The organism is Xenorhabdus bharatensis (assembly GCF_037996705.1).
In the GTDB taxonomy this organism is placed as follows: Bacteria; Pseudomonadota; Gammaproteobacteria; order Enterobacterales; family Enterobacteriaceae; genus Xenorhabdus; species Xenorhabdus bharatensis.
Genome location: NZ_JBBMXG010000017.1, coordinates 74,746 through 100,421, shown reverse-complemented (window position 1 = coordinate 100,421; position 25,676 = coordinate 74,746). Strand labels below are relative to the sequence as shown.

Here is a 25,676-nt window from a genome sequence, read left to right as displayed (position 1 = left end):
CAGCCGCACCCGCCTCAACATTATGGGCGCCCTCAATTTGCAACGGATTGAAGCGACGGTGATCCGTGACTATCCGACGATTAACGCGAAAAATGTCGTCCTGTTTTTTGGGGCCATCCGGGATGGCGTATCCGCTTTCACAAAGAATTCATATTATTCTGGATGGAGCGGGTTACCACCGTGCTGAAATAGTACAATTTTTTGCTGAAGTCCTGAATATCAGGTTGCATTATCTGCCACCTTACAGCCCTAACCTCAACCCGATTGAGCGATTATGGAAGTACGCGAATGAGCAGGTACGAAACAATGTCTATTTCCCGGATACCAAAACGTTCCGTAAAACCCTTCATCATTTTTTTCATGTCACCTTACCCGAAAAAGGACAGGAATTAGCTACCCGGCTGACCGATAATTTCCAGACTTTAATTCCTGCATCTTCAAGTTAATTGCGTATATAGAAGATATTATTTCCTAAACCCCAAATCATCATCCTGTTCATCACCGATGAGCTTTCTGGTCAATTCATTGCAGTGGGTAATTTTGCCTTCGCTAAGCTGGAACCTGGCAAATACTTCAAATTCCGCATTAGTTCCGTCTTTTTTAACGACCTTGACCAGGTGATGGGTATGAACATTATCTCCATTTTCCGCTACGGATAAGATATTAATATTCGTACTTATTAAAGCTTCTTTTAATACGTTAATATGTGAAACAAAATCATTGAATCGAAGCTCATTACCATTAGCTACCTGAATATAATCATGAGAAAAATAGCTTTCAATATCTGAGGTAGTGACATTATCTGTTTCAAGCATATATTTTAAAGCACTTACCACAACATTGGAATAAGACATAGTATACCCTTCCATAAATATAAGAAAAAATAATATTTACTGCCATTTATTATGAACCCCGACAGATATTTTTACCTGACGGGGTTAAATAGATACATATTGATGCAACTTAGCTTAACGAACAACTAATACAGAAATATTCGCGTACCCCACGATCCCCGATGCGTTAGAACCCAGTAGATGAGTTGAAATATCAGGTCTGCGTGAACCGACAATGATCAGATCAGCTCCGATTTCACGGGCAGTAGAGAGCACTTTATCTCTTGGTGAACCAAAGGCGACGGAAAACGATACCTTATCCTTCGGTAAGTTGATTTTTTCTACCACTTTTTTGAGTTCCTCTTCGGAATTTGCAATGGCTTTTTTCGCAAAGGCGCTCAGTAAATCATAATGATAGCTATAGCTTACAGAAAATCTCGAAATATCAGGCACCGAGTGAAACAGATGAACCTTTGCATCAGAAATTTTTGCCAAAAACTCTGCATGCTTGAGTGCATTATCAGTCAGGTGATCTTCAGCAATATCTATTGGAACCAAAATCGTTTTATACATATTTACTCCCCTGTAATCGAATATTTCCCATCGTTTTCCAAGCCATCGCCTTTTTCTGGTTGTACCTTGAAATCCGTGGGGTATAGCCGCTATACCATTACGTTTTTACAATTAGTGAAACCACAACAAAAACCACTAATAGCCGCTAAGCTGCAACTGTTAATTCAGATAACTACCTCACAACCAATACGGACGTCTTCGCATATCTGACGACTGCCGCAGAGTTGGAACCCAGTAAATGAGTGGTAATATTCGGCCGCCTTGAACCAATCACAATAAGATCAGCGCCCAGCTCATCGGCCGTGGCAGTGATTTCATCTCTTGGTGAACCAAAAGCAATCGAGTAACTAATACGCTCAGCAGGTAGATCAATGGAAGCAACCAGCTTACCCAGATCCTTCTCAGCAGTAATAGTCGCTTTATCTTTAATTTCCATATAGCCTAATGCGTAAGCATTAATAATCGCGGATGAAATGGGTAATACATGTAAAATATGTAATTTAGCCCCTGTTTCTCTGGCTATGTTAAGCGCGCAGTGAACAGCTTTGCTTGTCAGCTCATCCTCAGAGATATCTACCGGTAATAAAATAGTTCTGTACATAATGCACGCTCCTATTAACTCAACTACCTAAATTAGCTGATTCTACGAGTATATTAAGTTCCGGTACTACTTACTGTGAGTTGTCTAACAACTCAACATCTTAGAGATAAACCAGACTCATCAACACCTAGTTATACTCAGTGGATTTCAATATGTATTAGGGATCTATATCCCCCCAACCTGCAATATATTGTATTAACGAAATCAGTTTAGCCTAAAAAATAAAACAAAAAAGGGGCTGATATGCAGCACCCTTTTAAATATAAATTAGGTTAATCTTTTTTCTCTAACGGAAAAGGAGCCGGATGTTTCGTATTGTAGTTAAAGGTATACATGGCTGTGATGACCATCATAGCCACCAGCGTCCAGACAACTTCTTTTGCGCCTGTACCCAGTACAGCCCAGATACAGTAAACAAAAGCGATAAATGTAATTGCAATATAACGTCCTTTCTCCTGACCAAAGTGACCGTGGCCAAGTAACAATAATGCGGCACAGGTATACAGATAAGGTATCAGGGTAAAAATCACTGAGACAGATGAAACCAGACTGAACTCTTTTGCCGCATCAGGAGAAATACTGCTGAATTGGACAACAGTCATTAATACACCCAGTATCAACAGCCCAACCACCGGCGTTCCGGCTTTGTTGACTTTGGCAAAAATTTTAGGAAATAAGCCATCATCAGCGGCGGCTTTTGCCGTCTGACCGGCAAGCAATGTCCATCCCCCCAATGACCCCAAACAACCTGCGGCTGCACAAAATGCCACGATTGCCCCGGCTGTATCCCCCAGCGCCAAACGAGCAGCATCACCAAATGGCGAAGATGAAATAACCAGAGTTGCATTCGGGATCATGCCCATAATCACACTACTGGATAAAACATAACACACAGCAGCAATTAAGACGCCACCAATCGTGGCAATCGGAACATTCCGTTTGGGATTTTTAACAACACCAGCAGCAACTGAGGCACTTTCCACACCGATGAAAGACCATAACGTTACGTTTAAAGTACTTTGAATAGCACTAAACGTGTTCATGCCGCTGACGTTCCAGGCATCCATATAAGTTGAACCGTTGAACCAGAACCAGCCAAATACAGCAACGGCGACAATCGGGATCAGAGCCAGAGTTGTCGCGACCGCCTGAACTCGGGTAATAACATGAGGGCCAATAATATTCAGGAAAACAAATATCCACAGTATTGCTATACAGGTAAATGTTGAAATAACCGGATCTTTCAGAATGGGGAAAAAGTAGCTGATATAGCCGACTCCAATCACAACCATCGCGATATTGCCAATCCAGCAGGCCAGCCAGTAAAGGACGTTAGTCTGATAACCTAAAAATGGCCCGAAAGCTCTCCTCGCATAAGCATAAGAACCACCCGGGCTATCATCCAATGAAGAAATTTTGGCATAGACGATGGATAATCCGACGGCACCAATGATGGTAACCAGCCATCCAAGAATCGCGATCCCTCCTGTTGCCGCCAGACTCGCCGGCAGCAGAAAAACGCCCGATCCCATGATATTTCCCGCTACCATTAATGTAACGGGAACCAAACCCACTTTTGTTGTTTCCGCAACTGTAGACATAGTTTATTTTCCCTTACGCTTTACGCACATAACGTGGTAGATACCATTAATGATTTCCGTCCCTTCCGTTTCATGCTCAAAGCCGGGAAATTCATGATCCCATTTTTGTAATGCATGCAGGTAGCTAATCTGCGGACTGTTCTTATCACCGAAGTTTTCCCCTGACATCAACATAGGAATACCGGGTGGATAAGGAATAATAGAGTTAGCGGCAATACGATGAGGAAGTTTATCGAGCGCGACCAATTCCACATCATTGGTCACAATCGCCTGATAGGCTGCCCGGGGTATCATGTCAACTTCAGGTAACATTGCATATGCCTGATTCAGTTTTTCACCCGGATTATTTTTGTGTAAGTAAGCGAACATTTTGTCGCCCAAATCCCTGACTCCTGACGTGCTATAGACATCCGGATAATCGTGGACTAAATCAGGCAACACCTTACTCAAAGGCGTATTAGCATCATAATGATGTTTAAATGAAAGCAGGGTATTCAGTAATGTGCCCCACTTCCCTTTAGTGATTCCCATTGAAAACAGGAACATGATCTGAAAATCTGTCGTACGTGTCGGCACTATACCATGCTGGCTTAACCATGCTGTCACCAGTGCTGCCGGTATCCCCTGTTTCAATAACTTACCGTTGTCTCCCATACCCGGGGTGAGAATACTGACTTTAATGGGATCAAGCATACTCCAGTCATTCGGCAGATCTTCAAACCCATGCCAACTGTCACCGGGGTTCATCGTCCAACAACTTTGTTTTGTAGTCAGTAACTCCCGCGGAGCATCCGCAAAAAGCATTTTCTTGCCTGTGGCAGGATCTGTCACTTGCTCCTGATTCCACGGTTTAAAGAACCAGTCACCTTTTTTACTGAAATCCCGATATAAACGCGCTAATGCCTGACGAAAATCGACTGCTTCTTCAATAACTTCCTGAGTAAGCGAATACCCACTATTGCCATCCATCATTGAGGTAGCAATATCATTTGAAGCACAGATCGCATACAACGGTGACGTTGTCGCATGCATCATGTAGGCTTGGTTAAATCTTGAGAAATCAATCGGATTCCGACCATCACGCACATGGATAAAAGAGGCCTGAGACAGTGCATTTAAGAGCTTATGGGATGAATGCGTGGCAAAAACGGTTGGCCCTTTATGTGTTTTGGGATCCCCCCGCATAGCATAATGATCATGATAGATAGGATTAAAACGGGCATAACCGTACCATGCTTCATCAAAATGAATTCTATCAACGCTTTTATCCAGCAGGTTTTGTACATGTTTGGCGTTATAGCAAACACCATCATAAGTACAGTTTGTCACCACCGTGTAGACAGGTTTTTTCTTCACCATATCTTTGGTCAGCGGGTGCTGTTTCAGCTTTTTCTGGAGTGTTTTTGTCTCCATTTCCTGCGGATAAATCGGGCCGATAATACCGTATCGATTACGGCTCGGTAGCATATAAACCGGCTTTGCGCCTGTCAGGATAAGCCCCTGTTCAATGGATTTATGACAGTTACGGTCAATAATAACGATATCATCTTCTGTCATACAGGCCTGCATAATGGTTCGGTTAGAACCTGATGTTCCGACTACAACAGAATACGAATGATCGGCGCCAAACACTCTGGCGGTATTTCTTTCACTCTCACCGAACGCTCCGGTGTGATCCAACAATGACCCCAAAGAAGATCGTTCAATTCCCATATCAGAGCGAAAAAGATTTTCTCCATAATAATCATGGTAAATACGACCAACAGGTGTTTTATTAAACCCGACTCCTCCCTGATGCCCGGGTGCTGCCCATGAATATTCATAGATTTGTCTGTAATTCATCAAGGCTGACATTAATGGCGGCAATAATTGCTGACGATAACGATGCATCGCGGCAATCGCCCTACCTGCAATAAAATCTGAGGAATCTTCAAGTATCCATGCGAATTCAGTTAATTGTTCCAACATCGCATGATCCAGTAAAAAGACCGCCTTTTCCCGATCACTTAATAAGAACACCGGGACATTTTCTTGGCGCTCAAATAACTTATTCAGTAGTTTTTGGATCTGCTGATATAAATCATCATCCATCAATGCACAGCTGACCATTAAACAATCAACGGGTTCATTAGCGGCAATTATCGTATAGCTATCATCAAAAGAGTCGGCAATAACCACTTCAACATCCCGTTCAGTTAATTTATCTGCCAAGCGATGTATTGCATTTTCAATATAATGACTATGATGCTTTGTACCCACCTCATTTTTTGCTATCAATACCTTCATGACGTTTTTCCTTATTCTATCTCTACACGAAATAACAAATAGGCTTAGGATTATCTGGCGGTTACCCATAGAATGGTTGACACAATCAGGAAAATTAAACGGCTGTTATCATCTATGACATTGCGTCAATTTTTTACAGCGCTGCATGAGCCGTAACATCAATACCGATAATTTAATCACGACAAATAACTATTTGTGAGCATATAAGCTTTTGAGTTTAAAATTACTTTGATTAAATATAGTGGCTATTTTTTATAGTGCAATTCAACAAATCCCTTCCGGACTATCACTATTAATAATATAAAAATGAAAATACAAACAAAAATCTGTTAATATTTGTTTTTTAATATTCACATGAAATTAGTTATCTTTCTTATTTACTGATGCATTAATTTATTTTATTTATAGACAAATTTAGTGATACTAAATATAAGGAAAAATAATGCGTATCATTGCTATACGGCATGCAGAAACTCAATGGAATATAGAAAAAATTCTTCAGGGGCGTCTTGATAGCCCTGTTACTGAAAAGGGTTTCCGACAGATAAATTCATTATTGTCAGCAATAAAAGATTTTCCCATCAGCAAAGTGATTTCATCGTCTTCCGGTCGGGCCTGTACGACAGGTCAGGTTTTAGCAGATTATTTCCGTTGCCAGATGGAAACTAATGACAATTTATGCGAACAGAATTTCGGTATATTAGAGGGGTTATCCTTTGAACAGGCTGAGTACCACTATCCCGACATTACCTCACGGCTTTTTGCCGGAGACCCCACAGTAGTCATACCTGAAGGCGAATCTACAATTGAAGTAGCACAAAGAGTTATCAGTTACATCCAAAATATGGCTACAAATAATAGTCATGCTACGGTATGCCTGATTACACATGGTCGTACTCTGCAATCCATGTTATGGCAACTAAAAGGCGGTAATTTGCAAGAAGAAATAACACGATATAACCACCAAAACTGTAGTTACTCTGTTATTGAGGTGAAAAATGAGCAAATTCATGTGGCTCGCTGGGGGGTTGCAACGCATTTATTGAATATAAAAACATAATTGTAGAAACATCTCCACTGCCCTGTTTCATAAAATCTCAGGACTATAACAAAAAACCCTAAAAGCATTGTATTTTAATATTCGATAGTATGTTCCAAAGACAGTAGCTTTCTGTTAATGAAAACGCAGAAATAGTGGAAGTCCTTTATTTTAAGGTATCTAAAAAATAACAATGGGATTCTATTGTGCACAACGAATACTCGCCATACTTTATCAACCTCAGTCAAGTTTTTAACCCAGAAATCAGAATATTTTGCTTCCCTTATGCAGGAGGTAGTAACTCAACTTTCGTCCCTTTCGCCAGAAAAATCACAGAAAATGTTGAATTTTTAGTCATCCAGCCTCCGGGTAAAGGCGCTAGGTTCAAGGAAAAACCTTATGACAATATGCAAAATCTGGTTGAGGATGTCTATACCCACATCAAACCACTGCTGAATAAGCCATATATATTTTTAGGGCATAGCTTAGGAAGCCGGGTAGCTTTTGAACTATTAAGAAAAATCGCGGCAGATTCATTACCATTGCCCATTGAATTTATTGCTTCCGGTAGCAGAGGGCCACAGGTTTCTGCCATTCGCAAACCAATAAGTTCATTAAACGATAAAGAATTTGCAATTGCATTGAAGGATTTTGGTCGTGTAAATCAGCAAATTCTTGATAACGATGAATTACTTTCGCTGATTTTACCTGCCATAAAAGCAGACTTTAAAATTTCAGAAGAGTATTACTATACCGGTACTGAATCTTTCGCTTGCCCCTTGACAGTATTTGGCGGAACCGATGACCCGCTGGTAGCGGAGCACGAACTCTATTCCTGGTTTGATTTATTCAAACAGGATAAAAATGTTATTTTGTTTCAGGGCCGTCATTTCTTTATTGATGATAATCATGAGCTGGTTATTGATGCTCTATCAAAGATAATTCATTCCAAAATATCCAGACGATCATTTAAATCTTTATCAGGTAATTAAAACGATACAAAAATCATGGGTCACATATTATTTATGTGGCCCGTAAATTAATATTGATAAAAATAAAAACCAACGTACAATTATAAAAATTTATTAGTGGAGGCTCTGGCATGGAAAAATTTACTGATAAATTAATTAGTCTGGATCGCTTTCTTCTGCGAATACTTCGCTTCCTTTTACATGCGCTAGCTATTTTTTTAATTGGCATTATTCCCGGTGTATTAGGTTTTTTTCTCATAGAAAGCCATGCAATTCCTGATGCACTGTTAAATTCTGTTTCAATGATTGGCACACAGAGCCTGCATATACAACCAACCAGCACACTAGGGAAATATTTCGCGGCTATTTATGGGTTATTTCTACAGGCTATCTTTTTTATTGCTGTCGGGTTGGTAGTAACACCATTCGTTCACCGTATTCTTCATAATTGGCATATTGATGATGGTGATGAAAGCGATAATAAAGAAAAGGAAAATAAACCTTAATATTTTACCTTTATGATTTCATACTAATTCAACTTCAAGATGCATGTTATATCTCCCCGCGTCGCAGGGAGGTATAAGAACTCGCCTCATATTACCGTTGTAACTTGAAATTTATCGATCATATATCAACAATTGTGATAAATATGGCATATTCGACAAAATAAATAATTAAACAACAACCGTATTTGATATAGAATTTTATTACTCACGTTTATTTTAAATACATAGGTAATACAATGAATAAAGGTCGCTGTTTATGTGGTGCAGTAGAAGTAAAAACCATTGAACCTATTGATAGAATCAATGCATGCCACTGTAAAACATGTCAAAACTGGGGCGGGGGACCATTTCTCTCTGTAGAGTTCAAAAATGATTTACAGATAACCGGGGATGAAAATATTGCAACTTACCCCTCTTCAGAATGGGCAGAACGCGCTTTCTGTAAAAAATGCGGAACTCATCTTTTTTATCACCTGCATCATCCCAGTACTTATTATGTCCCTGTAGCCCTATTTGAAAATAGTGATTTAGGTAAATTATCTAACCAAGTTTTCATCGATAGCAAACCCAGCTATTACAACTTTGTTGAAAAAACACCCATGTTAACTAAACAAGATATTCTTAACTTGTTTAGTTAACTATTTATATGAGGGGAAAGTCCCCTCATACTCTTTATAAACATAAATACTCACGCATAATCCATATTTTCCCTTCCCTGCTGAAATCAATATAAAAATAGTTTTCATCACAAACAAATCTCGTAAAAATAATTATTTCTATATTTATTTTATTGATATGTAACAATTTCTTTCTGTTTCTTGCTAATATCAGTATAATGTTGCCCTTATTCGTAAAAATGTTTTATACCCAGTTGATTTCAAGCGATGGCAATCATGCTGAAACTTGGAAAACAGTGGGTAACTTGAAAATCGAAAGTAGGTGTTACGTTGGTGGAGAAGTTGTTTGATTAATGTTTTGTTAGTTGATGATCACGAACTGGTTCGCATTGGCGTGAAAGGCATACTTGATGATGTACGGGGAATTAAAGTTATCGGTGAGGCCGGTAGCGGAGAAGATGCTATTAAATGGTGCAGATCCAATAGCACAGATGTTGTTATGATGGATATGGGAATGCCGGGCATAGGAGGCCTCGAAGCGGCGAAAAAAATAATTCGCTACTCACCTGATACCCGGATCATTATGTTGACCATTCATACCGAAAGCTCTCTGCCCACAAAAGTTATGCAGGCTGGTGTCAGGGGCTATTTAAGTAAAGGCGCTACACCTCAGGATATGATCAACGCCATCCGGAGTGTTTATGCCGGGCAACGCTATATTTCTCCTGATATCGCCCAACAAATGGCCCTCGATCAGCTATCTCCACAAAAAGAGAACCCATTGGATGATCTCTCTGAACGGGAGCTGCAAATCATGACAATGATCACTCAGGGCAAAAAGGTGAATGAAATATCAGCACTCCTTAACCTGAGTCCGAAAACAGTTAATAGCTATCGCTATAGAATGTTCAACAAACTAAATATCAAGGGTGATGTAGAATTAACCCATATAGCAATACGCTGTGGTTTACTTGATGCCCCAATATGATAAATCATAGTGGATGATAAAATGGTCGGTGATGGGTGGTAAATCGTGGCAGAGCAATTTGATTCAAAAACATTTTTAAAAACAGTAACCAGCCAACCCGGTGTTTATAGGATGTATGATGGAACCGGGACTGTGATTTATGTCGGCAAAGCCAAGGATTTAAAAAAACGGCTCTCCAGCTATTTTAGGGTGCAGGTAAGCAGCCGAAAAACAGAATCTTTGGTGAAAAATATTTCTCAGATAGATGTCACTATCACCCATACTGAGACAGAAGCTCTGCTGCTAGAACATAACTACATCAAACTTTACCAGCCTCGCTACAACGTATTGCTCCGGGATGATAAATCTTATCCTTATATTTTCTTAAGTGGTGATACCCATCCTCGCCTGACTTTATATCGCGGAGCCAAACATGCTAAGGGTGAGTACTTTGGGCCATTCCCAAACTCCCACGCAGTACGTGACGCATTAGCACTTCTGCAAAAGTTATTTCCCATTCGCCAGTGTGAAAACAGCGTATATCGCAATCGTTCCAGACCTTGCCTTCAATACCAGATTGGTCGCTGTCTTGCTCCCTGTGTCAAAGGTTTTGTCACGGATGAAGAGTATCAGCAACAAGTAGAATATGTTCGTTTATTCCTATCTGGTAAAGATCAACAGGTACTGGCTGAACTCGTTAAAAGAATGGAAAATGCAAGCAAACAACTTCACTTTGAAGATGCAGCACGCTACCGTGACCAGATTCAGGCTATGCGACAAGTCACAGAACGGCAATCTGTCTCCGGTGAAGGGGATGATTTGGATGCTATCAGCGTTGCCTTTGAAGCAGGCATGGCATGCGTTCATGTTCTCTTTATCCGGCAAGGTAAAATTCTGGGGAGTCGGAGTTACTATCCTAAAATTCCTACAGATACCAAATTAGATGAAGTCGTACAGACTTTCCTCGGGCAGTTTTATCTACAGGGTAGCCAGAACCGGACATTACCAACTGCAATTTTACTGGATTTTTCACTACCGGAAAAAGAGTTACTGGAAGACTCTCTTTCTGAATTATCCGGCAGAAAAATACATATCCAGCCCCGCCCCAGAGGGGACAGGGCTCGTTATCTCAAACTGGCACGCACCAATGCGGCTACCGCATTAACAACTAAACTTTCCCAGCAATCAACAATTCATCAACGTTTGGCAGCACTTGCTGAATTTGCAGATATCGGAAAAATCCGCCGGATGGAATGTTTCGATATCAGCCATACTATGGGAGACCAGACAGTTGCATCCTGTGTTGTATTCGACAGTAATGGCCCTTTACGCTCAGAGTATCGGCGCTATAACATAAGCGGAATAACAGCAGGAGATGACTATGCTGCAATGAATCAGGTATTACGCCGTCGATACAGCAAAGCTATTGATTCAGCCAAAATCCCTGACATCATTTTCATTGATGGTGGTAAAGGGCAATTAAAACAGGCAATAGACGTCTTTCACTCGTTAGATGTTGAATGGGATAAAGAACATCCAAAACTTATTGGTGTAGCCAAAGGCAGTGACCGCAAAGCCGGGTTGGAAACACTATTTTTCTCCACAGAAGATGAAGGAATAGCGCTTCCCCCTGATTCACCAGCCTTACATGTCATTCAACATATTCGTGATGAGTCTCACAATCATGCAATTACAGGTCACCGCCAGCGTAGGGAAAAAGCAAAAAAGACCAGCTCACTGGAATCTATCGAAGGAATCGGACCAAAACGTAGGCAAATGCTGTTAAAATATATGGGAGGGTTACAACCTTTACGTAATGCAAGTGTTGAAGAGATCGCAAAAGTACCGTCTATCTCTTATTCACTGGCAGAAAAAATTTATAATGCGTTGAAACACTAAGATTCTTGATGCACCATACCGATAAACTTCACTTGGCCAGATAGTTACTAAGCATTATGCAATTAAATATTCCAACATGGCTTACTCTATTTCGTATTGCCTTAATCCCATTCTTTGTTTTGGCTTTTTACCTGCCTTTCCAATGGGCACCGATGTTATGTGCCATCATCTTTGTGATCGCTGCGGCGACAGATTGGTTTGATGGCTTCCTTGCACGTTTATGGAAACAGACAACACGCTTTGGCGCATTTCTAGATCCTGTTGCAGATAAAGTCATGGTAGGCACTGCATTAGTTCTCGTGGCAGAACATTATCATACTTGGTGGATAACATTACCGACAGCAACCATGATTGCACGAGAAATTATCATCTCGTCCCTTCGGGAATGGATGGCGGAATTAGGAAAACGTAGCAGTGTAGCTGTCTCATGGATGGGCAAAGTAAAAACAACGGCACAAATGGCAGCATTGGTTGCTTTACTATGGCGTCCGAATGCTGAACTTGAAGTCGGTGGTTTCATCTTATTATACGCTGCGACAATCCTGACATTCTGGTCAATGTTTCAATATTTGAGCGCCGCATGGACTGATTTGCGCGAAAGTTGATCCAAATGATGCAAAAAGCACCGAACGATCGAGTTTTATAAATAATTGTGTTGACTCATTTCGGGAAATAAGTAGAATGCAACGCATCGAACGGCACATGAGGTTTACGAAATAAGTTAAGTAAATCAAGCGGTTTGAAAAGGCGGGAATAGCTCAGTTGGTAGAGCACAACCTTGCCAAGGTTGGGGTCGCGAGTTCGAGTCTCGTTTCCCGCTCCAAAAGGCGCGTTGGCAGAGTGGCCATGCAGCGGATTGCAAATCCGTCAACCTCGGTTCGACTCCGGGACGCGCCTCCAAATTTAGCCCAGGTGGTGAAATCGGTAGACACAAGGGATTTAAAATCCCTCGGCTGTAAGGCTGTGCGGGTTCAAGTCCCGCCCTGGGCACCAAATTAAAAACCACTGATAAAACAGTGAGTTCGGGAATAAAAAAGGCCACCGCAAGGTGGCTTTTTTCTTTGATATAAATCACATTCCTAATATTATCCTAATATCCATTCCTAATATTTTGGCAGCGAAATTGGCAGCAGTGGTTTTTTCTTCTCGCTCACAGATTGACAAAAAACCACAGAAATTTATTTCTGATTGAATAGTAAACGCTGAAAACATCACAACGATATTGATGCTTTGAGCCACGGGTATCATTTGAAATAACGCAGAGATTTGATTGATGGACGAAGAAAAATTAGAACTGGCATACATTCCTGCCTTGATCTTACTCCTTGTACATGCTCAGAATAAAAAAGGGGCTCCTTTGACCAGAGAGGAAGTCGAAGATATTCGTGACAATGGTACATGTATAGTTTGCCCTGTTTCGGTAAACCAAGCTATGGATGAAAAAAGAGGCTACTCGGATATTAACCCGGATTATGTATGGAAAGAGTGGCAGGAGTATTTAGAGTCAGTGCAAAATTAATCCCTGCATCAAATCCTACATCGATTCATGTATACTCATCTATAATGGATAAAATCAATTGATTAAGGCAGTAGTATATGATCCCCAAAAAAATTCACTACGTGTGGGTAGGTAATCAACCAAAACCCGAGTTGGTACTTAAATGTATAGATAGCTGGAAGAAACATCTCCCTGATTATGAAATCATCGAATGGAACAACGAAAGATTTGAAGAAATCAAAAATACATACTCAGAACAAGCATACCAGAATAAAAAATGGGCGTTTGTTTCTGACTACATTAGACTCTATGCTCTTTACCATGAAGGTGGAATCTATTTAGATACTGATGTAGAGATTACCAAAAACATGGATGAGTTCTTACAATTAGATTTTTTTAGTTGTTATGAAAAAGGCGACGAATACTACCCTATCACTTCAGCGGTCATGGGAGCAAAAAAGAAAAATGCTATTATTGGTGATTTATTAAGTCAATATAATGATCTATATTTTGAAACAATTAATGGATTAGATCTGGAAACCAACATAATAAAAATAACATCTTATTTTAAAAGTGAATTCAACTTATTACCCCCATATGATGGAACAAAAAAAACCTATTTAAATGATAACTCAATTATTTACCCATCTAATTATTTCTGTACTCCTGAATTAGGTATGATAAATTTTGCAATACATCATTTCAATGGTTCTTGGTTACCCTCTCATTCCCGCAAAGATAAATTAAAATTTTATAAAAATAAACTAATTTTCTCTCGTTTCATTAGATTAAGAGATACAGGAGAACCTCAAGTATCATCAAAGGAAAAAGTACTTTTCAAAATCCCCGTATCAAAAAATAAACAATATGTATTAATAATGAAAAGATAATGGTTCATATTATGAAAATATTCGTCATTAATATTAAAAGTAATTTAGACCGCAGATTAGCTATACAGCGACAAGCAGACACATTGAGCTTACACATTGAGTTTATAGATGCTGTAAATGGTGCTGAGTTATCTGATTGTGAAGTGTCAAAGTTGGTATATGACTACCCTAACTGCAGATTAACCAAAGGTGAAATTGGTTGCGCTTTAAGTCACTTATTCATATACGAAAAAATTATTAAAGAAAAAATTTCTCATGCTCTCATCTTGGAGGATGATGCTATATTATCTGATAATATTCATAATGTCATATCAGAGATAGAAAATATAGATAATATAAAAAAGCCTAATGTATACTTACTCAACAAAGCCGAAAAATATGTTAATAACAGAAAGGTCGAAGCAAAAGAATTGCATATATATCAAGCATATGAAGCCAGCGGCACGTATGGATATTTGATAAATAAAATCGCGGCGAAAAAATTATTAAAAGAATTAAAGCCAATAAAATATGAAGCTGATATGTGGGGTATATTCAAATTTAGACACTTTATAAATGTGTACTGTATTATTCCACATGTTATCAGTACATTTGATCTAGATACACTTAGTTCTTCAATAGAGACAGAGAGATCTTCATTAAAAAAAGAAAGAGAATCATATCGTCATAAATTAAAGAAGCAAGAGCCGAATTATCAATTTTATAGACTGAAAGATTTACTCCTTAAAAAATTCATCTATGAAATAAAAGAATTATCTTAGTATCATATAGAAAGCCCACATGGGCTTTCTATCATATCCAATATATTAATCTATCACCCAAATTTCCCCCATCTTCCATGATGAATCTTGACAAGTCGCACTTCGTCCATCTCCAGCTAATGTAAAGATATGAAATTGTGGGTAGCCACCAGCATACCAAGAAACTTCATATTGCCATCCACCAACTGGAAGAATGACAGCTGGAGCAAACCAGCCAGAACCATTACCTCTAAATAATAAATACTTACCCCTGACATCTTCAGTAAACCCAACATTCTCCCATTTTCCCCAACTTCCAGAGAAAACCCTACGAGCATTCACCCCAGCCCCTTTAAGTTGGTATCGGCTGTTAGATTCTCCTTTTGTATAACTTTCTCCTCTCAGTGCATAATTTCCTGCTGGTTGATAATTACCAGCTGGTTGGTAGTTTCCTTTAGATTGATATTTCCCATCCGACTCTGGCTTAGTGTAACTCTCTCCTTTCAAGGCATAATTCCCTGCAGGGGCATAGTTACCTTTTGATTCATATCGACTGTTACTTTCCGCCTTAGAATAGCTATAGCCATTCTCCAGATATTGGCCTTTGGGTTGATATTTCCCATCCGACTCTGGCTTCGTATAACTTTCGCCTTTCAACGCATAGTTTCCGGCAGGGGCATAATTGCCTTGAGGTTGAAAACGGGCATCCGATTCTTCTTTGCTATAAGCCCCCACCTCATCAGCAGTCAGATCAGCTTTTAGTTCTACCCATGCATTCCCTGCTTTTGGCTCTTCTTTGTTGTTCTCAATGCGGGATTGCCAGAGTTTCTGCTTATGGTAAACCAATCCACGCAGAGGATAAGGTTGGCCCTCCATTGTCCATTGCGCCGCGCCAAAGGTCTGGATATCTCCCACGGCTTCGGTAATATCGTGGAAAATACCATTCATCTTTTCACGTTCGATATTCATTGCAGTAGGATCTTCGTTTGGATCAAGTCCATATCCACTACCATAACCTTGAGCATATGAAACAGTACCATCTTCTCGAGGCTGATCAGGAATAGAAACCCTATCTCCCTGCGCTGCAAAGGGAACTTTAAATGTTTTTGTCATGAGATTAGGCTCCGAAGTAGCTGTTGAAAAAATTGGCATGTGAGTAGCCAAAGCCAAAGATATTACTGACACTGTTTTCAGCTTGATTTAATGTGACAGTTTGTTTTTTCCTGATTGGAGTATCAGGAAATACATTATCTTTTTTCGTCGCCTTATCAGGTTTACTATCTTGAATATTCATATATAACCCTCATTTAATCAACAAAGTATTTTGCTAAGTAATATGAAGGCGGTGTGGTCATTTCCGCCCGTAAACATCAAATTGGGTTTATCAACACGGAACTTTCTGTTTTAATAAATTTTTGTTAGTGATGTAAGAATTTATCTTTTTATAGCAGAAGGATGTCATATAAAACATTAATAAAATTTATTTCGACAATAATGTCCAATGAAACACCTCGTGATATTTGTGGGTAACCATATTGTGATTGGAGTTAATATAAAAACTGTTATTATTAGTGAGACACCAGCTGGCTTATCCACTGTTAGTATTTCTGCATTAAAAAAATGCCAAGTGAAATAATATCAATATATCTCACTTAGCTCATATCAAATTTCTTATTGCTTTGTAAATCAGGGTATGCCTAATGATTTTGATTCTTACAAAAGAAAACTATAATATTACGAAAAAATAAAATGCCATAATTAATTAATCAGCCAAATCTCCCCTATGCTCCATGAAGAATCCTGGCAACTTGCACTTCGCCCATCACCTGATAATGTAAAAATGTGGAATTGTGAATTACCACCAGCATACCAAGAAACTTCGTATTGCCACCCACCAACAGGCAAAATTACAGCAGGGGCAAACCAACCTGAAGCATGACCTTTAAACAACAAAAACTTACCTCTGACATCCTCAGTAAAGCTTGCACTACCCCATTTGCCCCAGTTACCAGAGAAAATTTTGCGGACATTCACACCCGCACCTTTAGGTTGGTATCGCTCATCAGATTCGCCTTTTGTGTAACATTCTCCTCTTACTGCATAATTCCCCACAGTTTGGTAATTCCCACGGGGCTGATATTTACCATCAGATTCCCCTTTTGTATAACTTTCCCCACGGACAGCGTAATTACCTGTAGGCTGGTAACTACCTTTGGGTTGATAGTGATGATCCGACTCAGCTTTAGTGTAACTTTCGCCTTTGGATGCATAACTACCAGCTGGAGCATAATTGCCTTTCGGTTGATAGCGACCATCACTTTCCTCTTTGGAGTAGCTATACCCGGCAGTCAGATAATTACCCGCTGGCTGATATTTTCCGTCCGATTCTGGCTTGGTATAACTGTCCCCTTTCAGCGTATAATTCCCGGCAAGTTGATAGTTGCCTTTCGGTTGAAAACGGATATCCGATTCCTCTTTGCCATAACTGTACCCCGCAGGCGTATAATTGCCCAATGGCTGAAAGCGTTGGTTGACCTCCTCTTTGTTGTATGCACCAACCTCTCCAGCAGTTAGGTCGGCTTTGAGCTCAAGCCAAGCATTACCTGCTGCGGGCGCTTCTTTGTTATTCTCAATACGGGATTGCCACAATTTTTGCTTGTGATACACCAGTGCCCGTAACGGATAAGGCTGTGCTTCTACTGTCCATTGCGCCGTACCGAACGTCTGTATTTCTCCCACGGCTTCCGTAATATCGTGGAAAATCCCGTTCATCTTCTCACGTTCAATATCTTTCGCTGCCGGATCGGTGTTCTGGTCACGCTCGTAATCATAGCCGTAACCTTGCGTGTAGGAGACTGCACCGTCTGCTTGGACTTCATTAGGTATAGCGACCCTGTCCCCTTGTGCAGCAAAGGGGGTTTTAAAGATTTTAGTCATGGAATTAAGCTCCGTAGTTACTGCTTAAGTAGTTGGTGTGTTTTTTACCAAAGCCAAAGGCTTTTTTCGTGACGACACGGAATTTGACGCCAACACCGGAAGGGCGGGGCATCAGGTCAAAGTTTTCCAGTAAGACCCGTAACTGCTCATCAGGATTGAAGTTAAAAACGTAATACATATACGTCATATCCAGCGGATCGAGCACAAAGACCTTGCTGTCATCACGCCAGAAAAAGCGTTCTAAAAAGGTATTGATGTTAACTACTGTCGGGCTTTGCGTCAGATTGAAGTAGCGCATACGGATAATCAGTCGCTTTTGCCCGGAGGTTAATTGTAGGGTGTAATCACTGTTACGCCGGAAGTTGCCCTTAAAATTACGTTTCTTACCAAAGCCCACACCGATTTTAGTTTTATCACTGGGGGCCACATCAATTCCCAGCGACACATCCAGAATTCGCGCCCAGACCGCCAGCCCGAAATCATTGGCGGTATCGATATTGAACACATCCCGATACCAGTTGCGCCAGAACGCCACATTGCTTTGCTCAAAATAGGCGGCTTTGTGGTGCGCCAGTATGTTGAGTTTAGGGGCGTTTTCGTACTGCCAGAGGATGGCACATAGCAGATCAGAATGAAAATCAAAAGACTGTATTTTCATGTGACCACCACCTGCACTGAGCCGCGATGCAATCGGGCTACTTCGTTAAGTTTGATCGGGATTGTCCCCATCAGCCAGTTCTGGCCATCAGTGGACAACTCCACTTTGGTGATAAACAGTCGTGGTTCAATGCTGTTAATGGCGGCGGAAATTTCAAACGGTGACACTTCCCGCCCGACGACCAGACCACTATCACCGTCCAGTTCTCCCCGAACCCATTGCTCAATAGCAGCGGGAATAAGGCTTTGGGCATCCACCGTGGATTTCTTCACGGTCACCTGGCAAAAAACGATTTTCTCCGTCGGACGGTCAAAGCGAATTTCATATTCCTGCCCGCTCACCCGTTCAATGACCGTGACGACTTCCTGACCGTTATAGGCTGCGCCGATGGTTTTGGTACGCAATAACGCACGAGCAATCGCTTCTCGGTCGCCGCCCTCTACGCAGACATAGACGCTGTGGGGTAACAGTTTGATACCCTCGATGGTGAGTATCTGTGCGGTCGCGTTTTCCCGGTAAGAAAGCGAGTTCACCCCTTCCAATTCGTACAGGGAAGACGTGATCGCTTCGCCCACGCTGACGGTATTTTTGGCCAGTGTCTGTTTACGGCGGCGTCTTGCACTGATATCCGATTCAGCTTCACGCCCGACAACGGCATGAGTGGGATTTTTGACGGTTTCCCAGCCCAGAATCGAACTGGCCACACGCTCAAGGTGTCCGGCTTTGCATTCGATACTACCCGGTTCAACCGCCCGCATATCACCGGTGGTTTTGCCGTTCTTGCCGATAATCAGGGTACTGTTCGTTTCAAATCGAGCTCCGGTCACCGATTCCGCCTGTGAGCCTTTCGGGATCACCGTATCAGGCACGCCGCTAAATTCTACGTTACTGAGGTATGACCGTGTGGCGGAAAAACGTCCGCCCCCCATCAGTGCCCAGATCGCATCTAAAAAGAGTCCACCTGCAATATCTGGGTTTATCTGGTTGGCGAGTTCGGCATTGTTCCTGACCATCGCATCACGGTTTTCAATCTCCATCGTCACCAGAGCACCCTGTGGGGTTTCCGGTGACAAGTCGATATCCTGACCAAATGCGGCGTAAAAATCATTTTCCACCCCGCTGCGTAACTCTGCCGTATCCGGCACAATCACGCCCTGCCGGGTAATGTAGTGATAATCAGCCATTGAAGGTAAAACTCCCGTAAATAGAGCGGATAGTGGCGAGATAACGCAATGAGTTATCTGCAATCGTGGCTTCAAACGAAACCACCTCTTCCACACCCGCCACTTCGTGCATGCGTTCACGGAATGCCGCTTCAAACATCGGGATATCAGCCTGCCGGCCAAACACGGTTTTCCAGTACGGTAAACCTTTATCCACTTTATGCAGCATTTCCCCGCGCAGAGCACGAGCATAATGGACGCAGAGATTCCTGACCGCCTGGGCGTTTTTACACAGTGACAGGTTACCATCATCGCCCAATACCAAATCGTTATTGGCATCCACCGCAAAAGTAATCATATTGGTTCCCCCGTGTGGCCATCACCGGTGTAAACACCACTGTGTTGATGGGTATCACCGATATTGCGTCCGTTATGGCGCATCGTGCCACCATATGAATCGCTGTTACCGTTGACCGCATGGTTGCCATTAATCATGACATTGCCGGTGAATACCGTTTCAGGCGCGTTAACTTCAAATTTAGGCGTATCCAGTACCGCCTTATCCTTGTGCAGTGACAAGCAAACGCTGCCATCCATTGACTGGATAACCAAGGCATCGATATTTTTGCCCTCAATCACCCAGCCTTTCAGGGTATCGGGGAAGAACATCGCATCACTGAACGAGTGCAGCCGCGCCGTGTTCGGCTGGTCTTCCTGCCCGCCGCGCTGGCAGATCAAGCTGATATCCCGGTCGTTGGCTTTTAACCAGCCAAAATCACCGGGCTTGATGGGAACGCGCAGAAAAAAGCCCCCGCCACCAAAACGAAATACCGGAATGTTATGCACCGGTGCGCGGGATATTGTCTGTCCTTCGGTGGTGGCCATCATCACCAGCGGTTTAATGACCGCACGGTTGGTGTGTTCATCATAACTGACCACCGTGGCAGGCAGCATATCTTCAACATTGAGCAGCAGATTGCGGAAAGCCGCCATAAACTGCCCCGCCAGACTGCCTTCGCTGGCGATATCGCTATTGGGTTGGTTCATGTTTACGCTCGCTTACAGGTGGCAGTGTAGAAAAAGGCATCATCGTGGGAGGCAATATCAAATTTCAGTTGCTCAATAAGGTAATCGCCGTTCAGCGATTTATTCAGTTTGCTATCAAGGCGCAACATACCGCCCAAAAAAGATTCACCATCAATCAGAAAACTGACGTCTAAGCCCTTTTCAGTGGCCTTGGGAATACCCACCATGCCCGACTTCATATTCAGAATACGCAGGCGATTCTTCAGCGCTTTATCGCTGTCTTTGACGTATAACACGTCATCATCAAGAAAGGCTTTGACACCGCTGGATTCCTGCAAGCGGGCAATTTGTGACAGTGCCGCGCCACAGTAGTACCAGTTAGCAATGTTTTTCTCCCTGGCCTGAAAATCCAGTTTGACCTTGCAGTCATTGGCGATCCCCTGTGCAATCTCAGACAGCTTTTTGATGGCTCCGCCACTGGATGAGACGATATCACCGCTACGGCTGTTGCCTGTTTTGGCTTTCAGCGTCAACGTGACATCGGGTGGTGAGACAATTTCAGCACTGACAATATCACCGACAAATACCCGAAACAGTCCGGTATTCACCCGACCGGCTTCGAGTATCAAACGGCGCGGTTGTTTGTTTTTAGTGTAGGGACTGGTCTGAGTGAGAAGGTAATCGCGGGTATCGCTGCTCAGACCATCAATATTGACCGAACATTCATTTTGTAGCGGATTGGCATATTTGGTGCCGGAAGCTGAAATGCGCATGCCTTCGTACCAGTTGAGCCGACCGCTGACTTCAATCCCCAGCCGGATTCGCCGCAGGTCTATCATCATCACTCCAATAAATTAACGTTTGAGTCGATTCGAACTGTTCCCACCAGGGCAGTTCATCCTGCTCGGTCAACAAGGTAAAATTACCTGTCGAACCGAGGTAGGCATAAGGAATTAATGGGGCATTGGGCATTAACCGGCTGCCCTGAGTGATCATCACCTCATCACGCTGAATATCGCACAGCATCATGTTTCTGGCGGCTTTGAGGGTGATCACCCAATTGGTGTTGCCGAGCGTCACGGCCAGCCGTTGATTGGGAATGGCCCGTAACGGGATTTCACGCATATTAACCTCCGCTATTGTTTTGTCCCGAATAAGCCCTCACCATCCATGATTTTAGTGGCGATGGATTTTTTCTTGCCCTCAACATCTTTAGTCTGGACATTGCCCCGATTGACCGTGCCGGACTGGGCTTTTTTAGCCACCCGGCGCGGCGGCAGCTCGCCGTATTCTGGTTCGATAGTGCGCCACTCAGCAAAGCGCAGCGATAACTTAATCGCATCCGCCATCTCCGGCACTTCGTCATGGTAGAAGTGAGTCAGGATCATCGGCTGGTAAGTTTTCACCCGTGTCTGGATACCCACCAGTTGGTGCGTATCGTAAGCCTGCTGCATGGTGGCAAAGTGGTTCTTGAGTTCGCCGGTGAGCAGCACTTCTATGCCAATCTCCACCGCTTCAATCACAATATGGTCACTGCGGGTTTCGCCATTCTCCACCTGAAATTTCGTCACCTTATGCTCATCTCGCACACTCACCTGCAGGGGATGGGCTGATTCAAACAGCGTGGCAAAGGTGTCCACATTAAAAACTTTCACCTCAGTGATCATTTCTCCACTCCTGTCGCTGTTTGTTGGCCTAAGTCTTTCAGTTGGTTATTCAGCTCACCTTTCATATCCTTAACGACGCCTTGGGCATCCGTGGCTTGTGTGGTGATAGTGATTTCGCCGATTTGGGTATTGGTTTCATGAGTCTGGTGCGACTGGTTGCTGATAGCCTGACTGGTGACCGGATTAAGCGGGTTATTAGATGCGGCGGTCAGGCTCTGGTTCAGTTTATCGATATCGGCTTTCAGGGCTTGTTTATCATCGGCGTTGATATTATCGGGTTTCGGTGGTTTGGTCGTGATCTCACCCGCGTCATTGATGGAACGCTCAACCAGCTCCACTGGCTTATCCTCACCAAAGCCAAACCAACCCTTGACGGTACTGAGACCTTTAGATACGGCATCCAACCCTTTGCTTATCCAGCCAATGACTTTTTTCACCTGTTCCCACATCCATTCAAATGCCCCCACAACGGCATCGGACACCGAATCAAAGACACCGCTGAACTGTTTACCCCATGCCAGTAAATCCGTCATGGAACTTAACAGCCAGTTAATAAATTGAGTGATTTTCTGATCCATCGTATTGAACGCATCAATGACCAAATCGGCGATAAATTTCACTATCGCCTTCAGGTAGCCAAACAGCATTTTCCACGCTTCCCACAGCAGCATGATCACTTTCTTCACTATCGGGTACTTATCCAGTATGCGCCCGATCATCGAATCATTGCCCTCAATAAAGTTCATGATATCGTCATAGACAAGGGCAAAGGCCGCTGCCAGCAACGCAATAGCGGCAATAATCGCCAATATGGGCCAGGTGGCTGCCAGTGTCGCCGCAGCCGCTGACAGCATCGGCGGCACGTAATAGGCCGCAACAGCAACGCCGATAGCCAGAAAAAAGCCAATAATGAGGTGCTTGTTTTCTTTGCAAAAGCCGATAAATCGGGAAAGCCAGTCCATGCCTTTAGCGAGAATAGGGATCACCATTTCCAGAAAGCTATTTTTGAGCAGGCCCGATGATTGCTGAAACTTATTCATCGCCGCATTGAATTTGACTGATTTTTCGATACTCTCTTTGGTAATGCCTGCGTACTCTTTCTGGATCCCCATCACCCGTTCCAGCTCTTTACGGCCTTTCATCATCAATTCGACCGTTTTATCATCGGAGACACCCAATCCGGCCAGTGTTGCCTTGGCTTTGTCAAACTTCATGCCCTTGACTTTATCGGCGGTGGCCAAAATCTTCTCCATCTTTTGGGTCGTGTTGCCGAAGGCCTGTGACATCGCCTCAAGGTCAGCCTGCGCAGCTTCACGCGAGCCGCCCAGTTCTGCCATTGCACCACCAAACGCATCAACATCCTCCGTTGCTATACCGATTTTCTTGCCGAGTTTATCCAGCGCCTCAATTTCCTGTGAGCGTGACACCGCATCAGCAAAAACTCCGCCGATACTCATCACGATACCGACCGCACCCAGGGCTTTGGTCGCAAACCCTGCCACGGATTCACCGGCAGCTTTGTATTTGCTGTCAGTCTCAGTCAACGCACGTTGAAGATGATGCTGGGCTTTGGCTTCATCAATCGCCGCCTGAATGCCTTTAGTCCGCATCGTTTCGACAAACCTGGCATAATCAGCTTGCAACACGTCTACAATGGCATTCACCGCTTCTTTCGCTTTGACGTTCTTTTTCTCGGCATCCGTCAGGCTATCCAGTTCACCATTGAGCGTGCTCAATTCTCCCTGTAACTGATCATACTGTGCCGTCAGTTCAGTCACGGTTGTACCGCTGTCCTGCAAGCCAAGACTGGCTTGCTCACGCTGACTGTCCAGTGTGGCAAGCGCCGTTTCCAGTTCACAGATCCGGGTACGTACTGCAACCAGTTTTTCCTGCGTATCATGAATATTGACATCAATATCCAGCGATTCTCCGCCCGCAACGGCTTGCAATGACGTTGCCAATGCCTGCACAAACTGACCAAACCCGCCCGCACCGGCTTCTGCTGCCTGTTGTGCCTGCCGCATATCAGCCAGCAGGTCATCGGTCGAACGACGGAATGATTCAAAGGCAGCATCAGCCTGGCGGGTATCAAATTCAAATACCTGCACAAAGGTATCTAACAATGACATACATTACCTCGTTGTTGACGCGGCTAACGCTTCGTTATAACGGTTGGTGATGGCGATTTCCCACAGGTCAAACGCCTCTTCCAAATCTATGGACGTTTTGAGTTCGGTGAGGGTGGCGTAGCCTGCGCTGACGATAACGGCAATGAAGCCATCAGCGTTTTGATAATCGACGGGAGTGAACCGCTGATTTTGTCCAGCAGGAAGGGGAGGAAACCTCGGCTCCCGTCGGTCCCGAAAAAACTGGTGTTGTACCTCAGCATTTCCAGTTCGAGGCGGATCAATGCTTCGCCATCCGGCACATGGTTATCAATCAGGGTCTGGGTTTTCAGCAAGATCTCCTGCCCATCCACCTCGACCGCCACGTAGCGCATCATCTTCAGCATCGCCTCATGGCTGATGGCGTAATCGCCAATTTTCGGCGCATTGGACAGCGGGTATTTTGCTAGAATCTCGCGCCCGGTGGTGGCTGGCAGTCGGCTGATAATAAAGGTATGTTCCTCACGGTCGGCATCCGTGATAACGATGGTTTTGGGTTTAATTAACATAACGGTCTCAAATCAGAAAAGGCGGAAAATCCGCCCGATGTGATGAAAAAGCACTTAGCGTGCGCGAGTGCGGTCAAAATCCTGAAAGACAAACGTGTATTGCTTCGATTTCAATCGCCCGGCACTGGCAGCAGAGTTACCCCGACTGCCGTTGGTGATCTTGCCATTACGGGCGGTGGTGGTCGAACCATCACCATAGGAGGCAACCAACGTGATAATGTCACCGGCATGGCGGCGACCTTTCTTGGCAGTATTGGCTTCTAACAAGATGGCAAGGTTTTCATCTTCCTCACTGCCTGCCAGTACGTTGATGGTCACCGTTTGTGGCGTCGGCGTTGACCAGTAAGTCAAATTACCGTTGATATCCATCCCAGTCTGGGCAATATCGACAGCGGGTAAGTCCAGTGGGTCGGCATCATCCGCAAACTGGGTAATTTGAATGCCTGCCGGGAATGTGGTGCTGGCCTGTATCACCAGACTTAAGCCGGTAGCGGAAATATCGTACATTTTTCTTACTCCTTAAAACCAAC

28 protein-coding genes, 3 tRNA genes and 1 pseudogene are annotated in these 25,676 nt (G+C 43.2%); 14 read left to right on the top strand and 18 right to left on the bottom strand.

The window, feature by feature from the left end; genetic code table 11:
- Positions 1-446 (top strand): annotated as a pseudogene (locus AAC855_RS16055) (IS630 family transposase); the annotation flags it as partial.
- Positions 447-464: 18 nt separating this feature from the next.
- Here the strand turns inward: AAC855_RS16055 and AAC855_RS16050 are convergent.
- The 5 genes from AAC855_RS16050 to adiA all read right to left on the bottom strand — a co-directional run bounded on the left by AAC855_RS16050 (position 465) and on the right by adiA (position 5,894).
- Positions 465-854: a nuclear transport factor 2 family protein gene (locus AAC855_RS16050; protein ID WP_340610912.1), complete on the bottom strand. Its 390-nt coding sequence runs from the start codon at positions 852-854 to the stop codon at positions 465-467.
- 114 nt (positions 855-968) lie between these two features.
- Positions 969-1,406, bottom strand: coding sequence for a universal stress protein (locus tag AAC855_RS16045; RefSeq protein WP_099111437.1), 438 nt, complete (start codon positions 1,404-1,406; stop codon positions 969-971).
- 172 nt (positions 1,407-1,578) lie between these two features.
- Positions 1,579-2,007: a universal stress protein gene (locus tag AAC855_RS16040; RefSeq protein ID WP_099111438.1), complete on the bottom strand. Its 429-nt coding sequence runs from the start codon at positions 2,005-2,007 to the stop codon at positions 1,579-1,581.
- A 272-nt stretch (positions 2,008-2,279) separates the two neighbouring features.
- Positions 2,280-3,608, bottom strand: coding sequence for an arginine/agmatine antiporter (adiC, locus tag AAC855_RS16035; RefSeq protein WP_340610910.1), 1,329 nt, complete (start codon positions 3,606-3,608; stop codon positions 2,280-2,282).
- Between the two features lie 3 nt (positions 3,609-3,611).
- On the bottom strand, positions 3,612-5,894 hold the full coding sequence (adiA, locus tag AAC855_RS16030) for an arginine decarboxylase (RefSeq protein ID WP_340610909.1): 2,283 nt from the start codon (positions 5,892-5,894) through the stop codon (positions 3,612-3,614).
- A 442-nt stretch (positions 5,895-6,336) separates the two neighbouring features.
- On the opposite strand from adiA, the gene AAC855_RS16025 reads away from it, so the two are divergent.
- The 13 genes from AAC855_RS16025 (at position 6,337) to AAC855_RS15965 (ending at position 15,042) form a co-directional block, all read left to right on the top strand.
- Positions 6,337-6,954 carry a histidine phosphatase family protein gene (locus AAC855_RS16025; protein ID WP_340610908.1) on the top strand — a complete coding sequence of 206 codons (618 nt, stop codon included), beginning with the start codon at positions 6,337-6,339 and terminating at the stop codon, positions 6,952-6,954.
- Positions 6,955-7,139: 185 nt separating this feature from the next.
- Complete coding sequence (locus AAC855_RS16020) at positions 7,140-7,925, top strand: thioesterase II family protein (RefSeq protein ID WP_340610907.1); 786 nt, start codon at positions 7,140-7,142, stop codon at positions 7,923-7,925.
- Positions 7,926-8,035: 110 nt separating this feature from the next.
- Positions 8,036-8,410 carry a hypothetical protein gene (locus AAC855_RS16015; protein ID WP_340610904.1) on the top strand — a complete coding sequence of 125 codons (375 nt, stop codon included), beginning with the start codon at positions 8,036-8,038 and terminating at the stop codon, positions 8,408-8,410.
- Positions 8,411-8,646: 236 nt separating this feature from the next.
- On the top strand, positions 8,647-9,048 hold the full coding sequence (locus AAC855_RS16010) for a GFA family protein (RefSeq protein WP_340610902.1): 402 nt from the start codon (positions 8,647-8,649) through the stop codon (positions 9,046-9,048).
- Positions 9,049-9,373: 325 nt separating this feature from the next.
- Positions 9,374-10,015 carry a UvrY/SirA/GacA family response regulator transcription factor gene (gene uvrY, locus AAC855_RS16005; RefSeq protein WP_340610901.1) on the top strand — a complete coding sequence of 214 codons (642 nt, stop codon included), beginning with the start codon at positions 9,374-9,376 and terminating at the stop codon, positions 10,013-10,015.
- A 45-nt stretch (positions 10,016-10,060) separates the two neighbouring features.
- Positions 10,061-11,893, top strand: coding sequence for an excinuclease ABC subunit UvrC (gene uvrC, locus AAC855_RS16000; RefSeq protein WP_340610899.1), 1,833 nt, complete (start codon positions 10,061-10,063; stop codon positions 11,891-11,893).
- 56 nt (positions 11,894-11,949) lie between these two features.
- Positions 11,950-12,498, top strand: coding sequence for a CDP-diacylglycerol--glycerol-3-phosphate 3-phosphatidyltransferase (gene pgsA / locus AAC855_RS15995; RefSeq protein ID WP_340610897.1), 549 nt, complete (start codon positions 11,950-11,952; stop codon positions 12,496-12,498).
- Positions 12,499-12,640: 142 nt separating this feature from the next.
- Positions 12,641-12,716, top strand: a tRNA-Gly gene (locus tag AAC855_RS15990).
- Between the two features lie 3 nt (positions 12,717-12,719).
- Positions 12,720-12,793, top strand: a tRNA-Cys gene (locus AAC855_RS15985).
- 6 nt (positions 12,794-12,799) lie between these two features.
- Positions 12,800-12,886: transfer RNA gene (locus tag AAC855_RS15980), tRNA-Leu, on the top strand.
- A 280-nt stretch (positions 12,887-13,166) separates the two neighbouring features.
- Entirely contained in the window at positions 13,167-13,412 is a 246-nt protein-coding gene (locus AAC855_RS15975; RefSeq protein WP_340610895.1) for a hypothetical protein, read from the top strand.
- Positions 13,413-13,489: 77 nt separating this feature from the next.
- Complete coding sequence (locus AAC855_RS15970) at positions 13,490-14,281, top strand: glycosyltransferase family 32 protein (protein WP_099109847.1); 792 nt, start codon at positions 13,490-13,492, stop codon at positions 14,279-14,281.
- Between the two features lie 11 nt (positions 14,282-14,292).
- A complete protein-coding gene (locus AAC855_RS15965; protein WP_340610893.1) occupies positions 14,293-15,042 on the top strand; it encodes a glycosyltransferase family 25 protein in 750 nt (249 codons plus the stop codon).
- 45 nt (positions 15,043-15,087) lie between these two features.
- Here AAC855_RS15965 and AAC855_RS15960 read toward each other — a convergent pair whose 3' ends face one another.
- The 13 genes from AAC855_RS15960 to AAC855_RS15900 form a co-directional block, all read right to left on the bottom strand.
- Positions 15,088-16,134, bottom strand: a complete 1,047-nt coding sequence (locus tag AAC855_RS15960; RefSeq protein ID WP_340610892.1) for a hypothetical protein — start codon at positions 16,132-16,134, stop codon at positions 15,088-15,090.
- Positions 16,135-16,138: 4 nt separating this feature from the next.
- Entirely contained in the window at positions 16,139-16,315 is a 177-nt protein-coding gene (locus tag AAC855_RS15955; protein WP_340610891.1) for a hypothetical protein, read from the bottom strand.
- A gap of 464 nt (positions 16,316-16,779) precedes the next feature.
- Positions 16,780-17,958, bottom strand: coding sequence for a hypothetical protein (locus AAC855_RS15950; RefSeq protein WP_340610889.1), 1,179 nt, complete (start codon positions 17,956-17,958; stop codon positions 16,780-16,782).
- Positions 17,959-17,962: 4 nt separating this feature from the next.
- Positions 17,963-18,616: a DUF2612 domain-containing protein gene (locus tag AAC855_RS15945; protein ID WP_340610887.1), complete on the bottom strand. Its 654-nt coding sequence runs from the start codon at positions 18,614-18,616 to the stop codon at positions 17,963-17,965.
- Positions 18,613-19,800, bottom strand: a complete 1,188-nt coding sequence (locus AAC855_RS15940) for a baseplate J/gp47 family protein (protein ID WP_340610886.1) — start codon at positions 19,798-19,800, stop codon at positions 18,613-18,615. The genes AAC855_RS15945 and AAC855_RS15940 overlap by 4 nt, the downstream gene beginning before the upstream one ends.
- Positions 19,793-20,137, bottom strand: a complete 345-nt coding sequence (locus AAC855_RS15935; RefSeq protein ID WP_340610885.1) for a contractile injection system sheath initiator — start codon at positions 20,135-20,137, stop codon at positions 19,793-19,795. Before AAC855_RS15935 ends, AAC855_RS15940 begins: the two co-directional genes overlap by 8 nt.
- A complete protein-coding gene (locus AAC855_RS15930; protein WP_340610884.1) occupies positions 20,134-20,826 on the bottom strand; it encodes a Gp138 family membrane-puncturing spike protein in 693 nt (230 codons plus the stop codon). The genes AAC855_RS15935 and AAC855_RS15930 overlap by 4 nt, the downstream gene beginning before the upstream one ends.
- 2 nt (positions 20,827-20,828) lie before the next feature.
- The gene (locus AAC855_RS15925; RefSeq protein ID WP_340610916.1) at positions 20,829-21,644 is read right to left on the bottom strand and encodes a baseplate hub protein; all 816 of its coding nucleotides are present in this window, start codon (positions 21,642-21,644) and stop codon (positions 20,829-20,831) included.
- Positions 21,610-21,930, bottom strand: coding sequence for a phage baseplate plug family protein (locus AAC855_RS15920; protein WP_340610883.1), 321 nt, complete (start codon positions 21,928-21,930; stop codon positions 21,610-21,612). Before AAC855_RS15920 ends, AAC855_RS15925 begins: the two co-directional genes overlap by 35 nt.
- Before the next feature lie 11 nt (positions 21,931-21,941).
- Positions 21,942-22,472, bottom strand: a complete 531-nt coding sequence (locus tag AAC855_RS15915; protein WP_340610882.1) for a phage baseplate protein — start codon at positions 22,470-22,472, stop codon at positions 21,942-21,944.
- Positions 22,469-24,601, bottom strand: coding sequence for a hypothetical protein (locus AAC855_RS15910; protein ID WP_340610881.1), 2,133 nt, complete (start codon positions 24,599-24,601; stop codon positions 22,469-22,471). The genes AAC855_RS15915 and AAC855_RS15910 overlap by 4 nt, the downstream gene beginning before the upstream one ends.
- Before the next feature lie 86 nt (positions 24,602-24,687).
- Positions 24,688-25,146 carry a hypothetical protein gene (locus AAC855_RS15905; protein WP_340610880.1) on the bottom strand — a complete coding sequence of 153 codons (459 nt, stop codon included), beginning with the start codon at positions 25,144-25,146 and terminating at the stop codon, positions 24,688-24,690.
- A 54-nt stretch (positions 25,147-25,200) separates the two neighbouring features.
- Positions 25,201-25,653: a phage tail fiber protein gene (locus AAC855_RS15900; RefSeq protein WP_099109835.1), complete on the bottom strand. Its 453-nt coding sequence runs from the start codon at positions 25,651-25,653 to the stop codon at positions 25,201-25,203.
- Positions 25,654-25,676: the final 23 nt, after the last annotated feature.

Bases quoted from the DNA above. Each gene is read 5' to 3' on its own strand.
- AAC855_RS16050 (WP_340610912.1), bottom strand. From the start codon at position 854: ATGTCTTATTCCAATGTTGTGGTAAGTGCTTTAAAATATATGCTTGAA.
- AAC855_RS16045 (WP_099111437.1), bottom strand. From the start codon at position 1,406: ATGTATAAAACGATTTTGGTTCCAATAGATATTGCTGAAGATCACCTG.
- AAC855_RS16040 (WP_099111438.1), bottom strand. From the start codon at position 2,007: ATGTACAGAACTATTTTATTACCGGTAGATATCTCTGAGGATGAGCTG.
- adiC (WP_340610910.1), bottom strand. From the start codon at position 3,608: ATGTCTACAGTTGCGGAAACAACAAAAGTGGGTTTGGTTCCCGTTACA.
- adiA (WP_340610909.1), bottom strand. From the start codon at position 5,894: ATGAAGGTATTGATAGCAAAAAATGAGGTGGGTACAAAGCATCATAGT.
- AAC855_RS16025 (WP_340610908.1), top strand. From the start codon at position 6,337: ATGCGTATCATTGCTATACGGCATGCAGAAACTCAATGGAATATAGAA.
- AAC855_RS16015 (WP_340610904.1), top strand. From the start codon at position 8,036: ATGGAAAAATTTACTGATAAATTAATTAGTCTGGATCGCTTTCTTCTG.
- AAC855_RS16010 (WP_340610902.1), top strand. From the start codon at position 8,647: ATGAATAAAGGTCGCTGTTTATGTGGTGCAGTAGAAGTAAAAACCATT.
- pgsA (WP_340610897.1), top strand. From the start codon at position 11,950: ATGCAATTAAATATTCCAACATGGCTTACTCTATTTCGTATTGCCTTA.
- AAC855_RS15975 (WP_340610895.1), top strand. From the start codon at position 13,167: ATGGACGAAGAAAAATTAGAACTGGCATACATTCCTGCCTTGATCTTA.
- AAC855_RS15970 (WP_099109847.1), top strand. From the start codon at position 13,490: ATGATCCCCAAAAAAATTCACTACGTGTGGGTAGGTAATCAACCAAAA.
- AAC855_RS15965 (WP_340610893.1), top strand. From the start codon at position 14,293: ATGAAAATATTCGTCATTAATATTAAAAGTAATTTAGACCGCAGATTA.
- AAC855_RS15960 (WP_340610892.1), bottom strand. From the start codon at position 16,134: ATGACAAAAACATTTAAAGTTCCCTTTGCAGCGCAGGGAGATAGGGTT.
- AAC855_RS15955 (WP_340610891.1), bottom strand. From the start codon at position 16,315: ATGAATATTCAAGATAGTAAACCTGATAAGGCGACGAAAAAAGATAAT.
- AAC855_RS15950 (WP_340610889.1), bottom strand. From the start codon at position 17,958: ATGACTAAAATCTTTAAAACCCCCTTTGCTGCACAAGGGGACAGGGTC.
- AAC855_RS15945 (WP_340610887.1), bottom strand. From the start codon at position 18,616: ATGAAAATACAGTCTTTTGATTTTCATTCTGATCTGCTATGTGCCATC.
- AAC855_RS15940 (WP_340610886.1), bottom strand. From the start codon at position 19,800: ATGGCTGATTATCACTACATTACCCGGCAGGGCGTGATTGTGCCGGAT.
- AAC855_RS15935 (WP_340610885.1), bottom strand. From the start codon at position 20,137: ATGATTACTTTTGCGGTGGATGCCAATAACGATTTGGTATTGGGCGAT.
- AAC855_RS15930 (WP_340610884.1), bottom strand. From the start codon at position 20,826: ATGAACCAACCCAATAGCGATATCGCCAGCGAAGGCAGTCTGGCGGGG.
- AAC855_RS15925 (WP_340610916.1), bottom strand. From the start codon at position 21,644: ATGATAGACCTGCGGCGAATCCGGCTGGGGATTGAAGTCAGCGGTCGG.
- AAC855_RS15920 (WP_340610883.1), bottom strand. From the start codon at position 21,930: ATGCGTGAAATCCCGTTACGGGCCATTCCCAATCAACGGCTGGCCGTG.
- AAC855_RS15915 (WP_340610882.1), bottom strand. From the start codon at position 22,472: ATGATCACTGAGGTGAAAGTTTTTAATGTGGACACCTTTGCCACGCTG.
- AAC855_RS15910 (WP_340610881.1), bottom strand. From the start codon at position 24,601: ATGTCATTGTTAGATACCTTTGTGCAGGTATTTGAATTTGATACCCGC.
- AAC855_RS15905 (WP_340610880.1), bottom strand. From the start codon at position 25,146: ATGTTAATTAAACCCAAAACCATCGTTATCACGGATGCCGACCGTGAG.
- AAC855_RS15900 (WP_099109835.1), bottom strand. From the start codon at position 25,653: ATGTACGATATTTCCGCTACCGGCTTAAGTCTGGTGATACAGGCCAGC.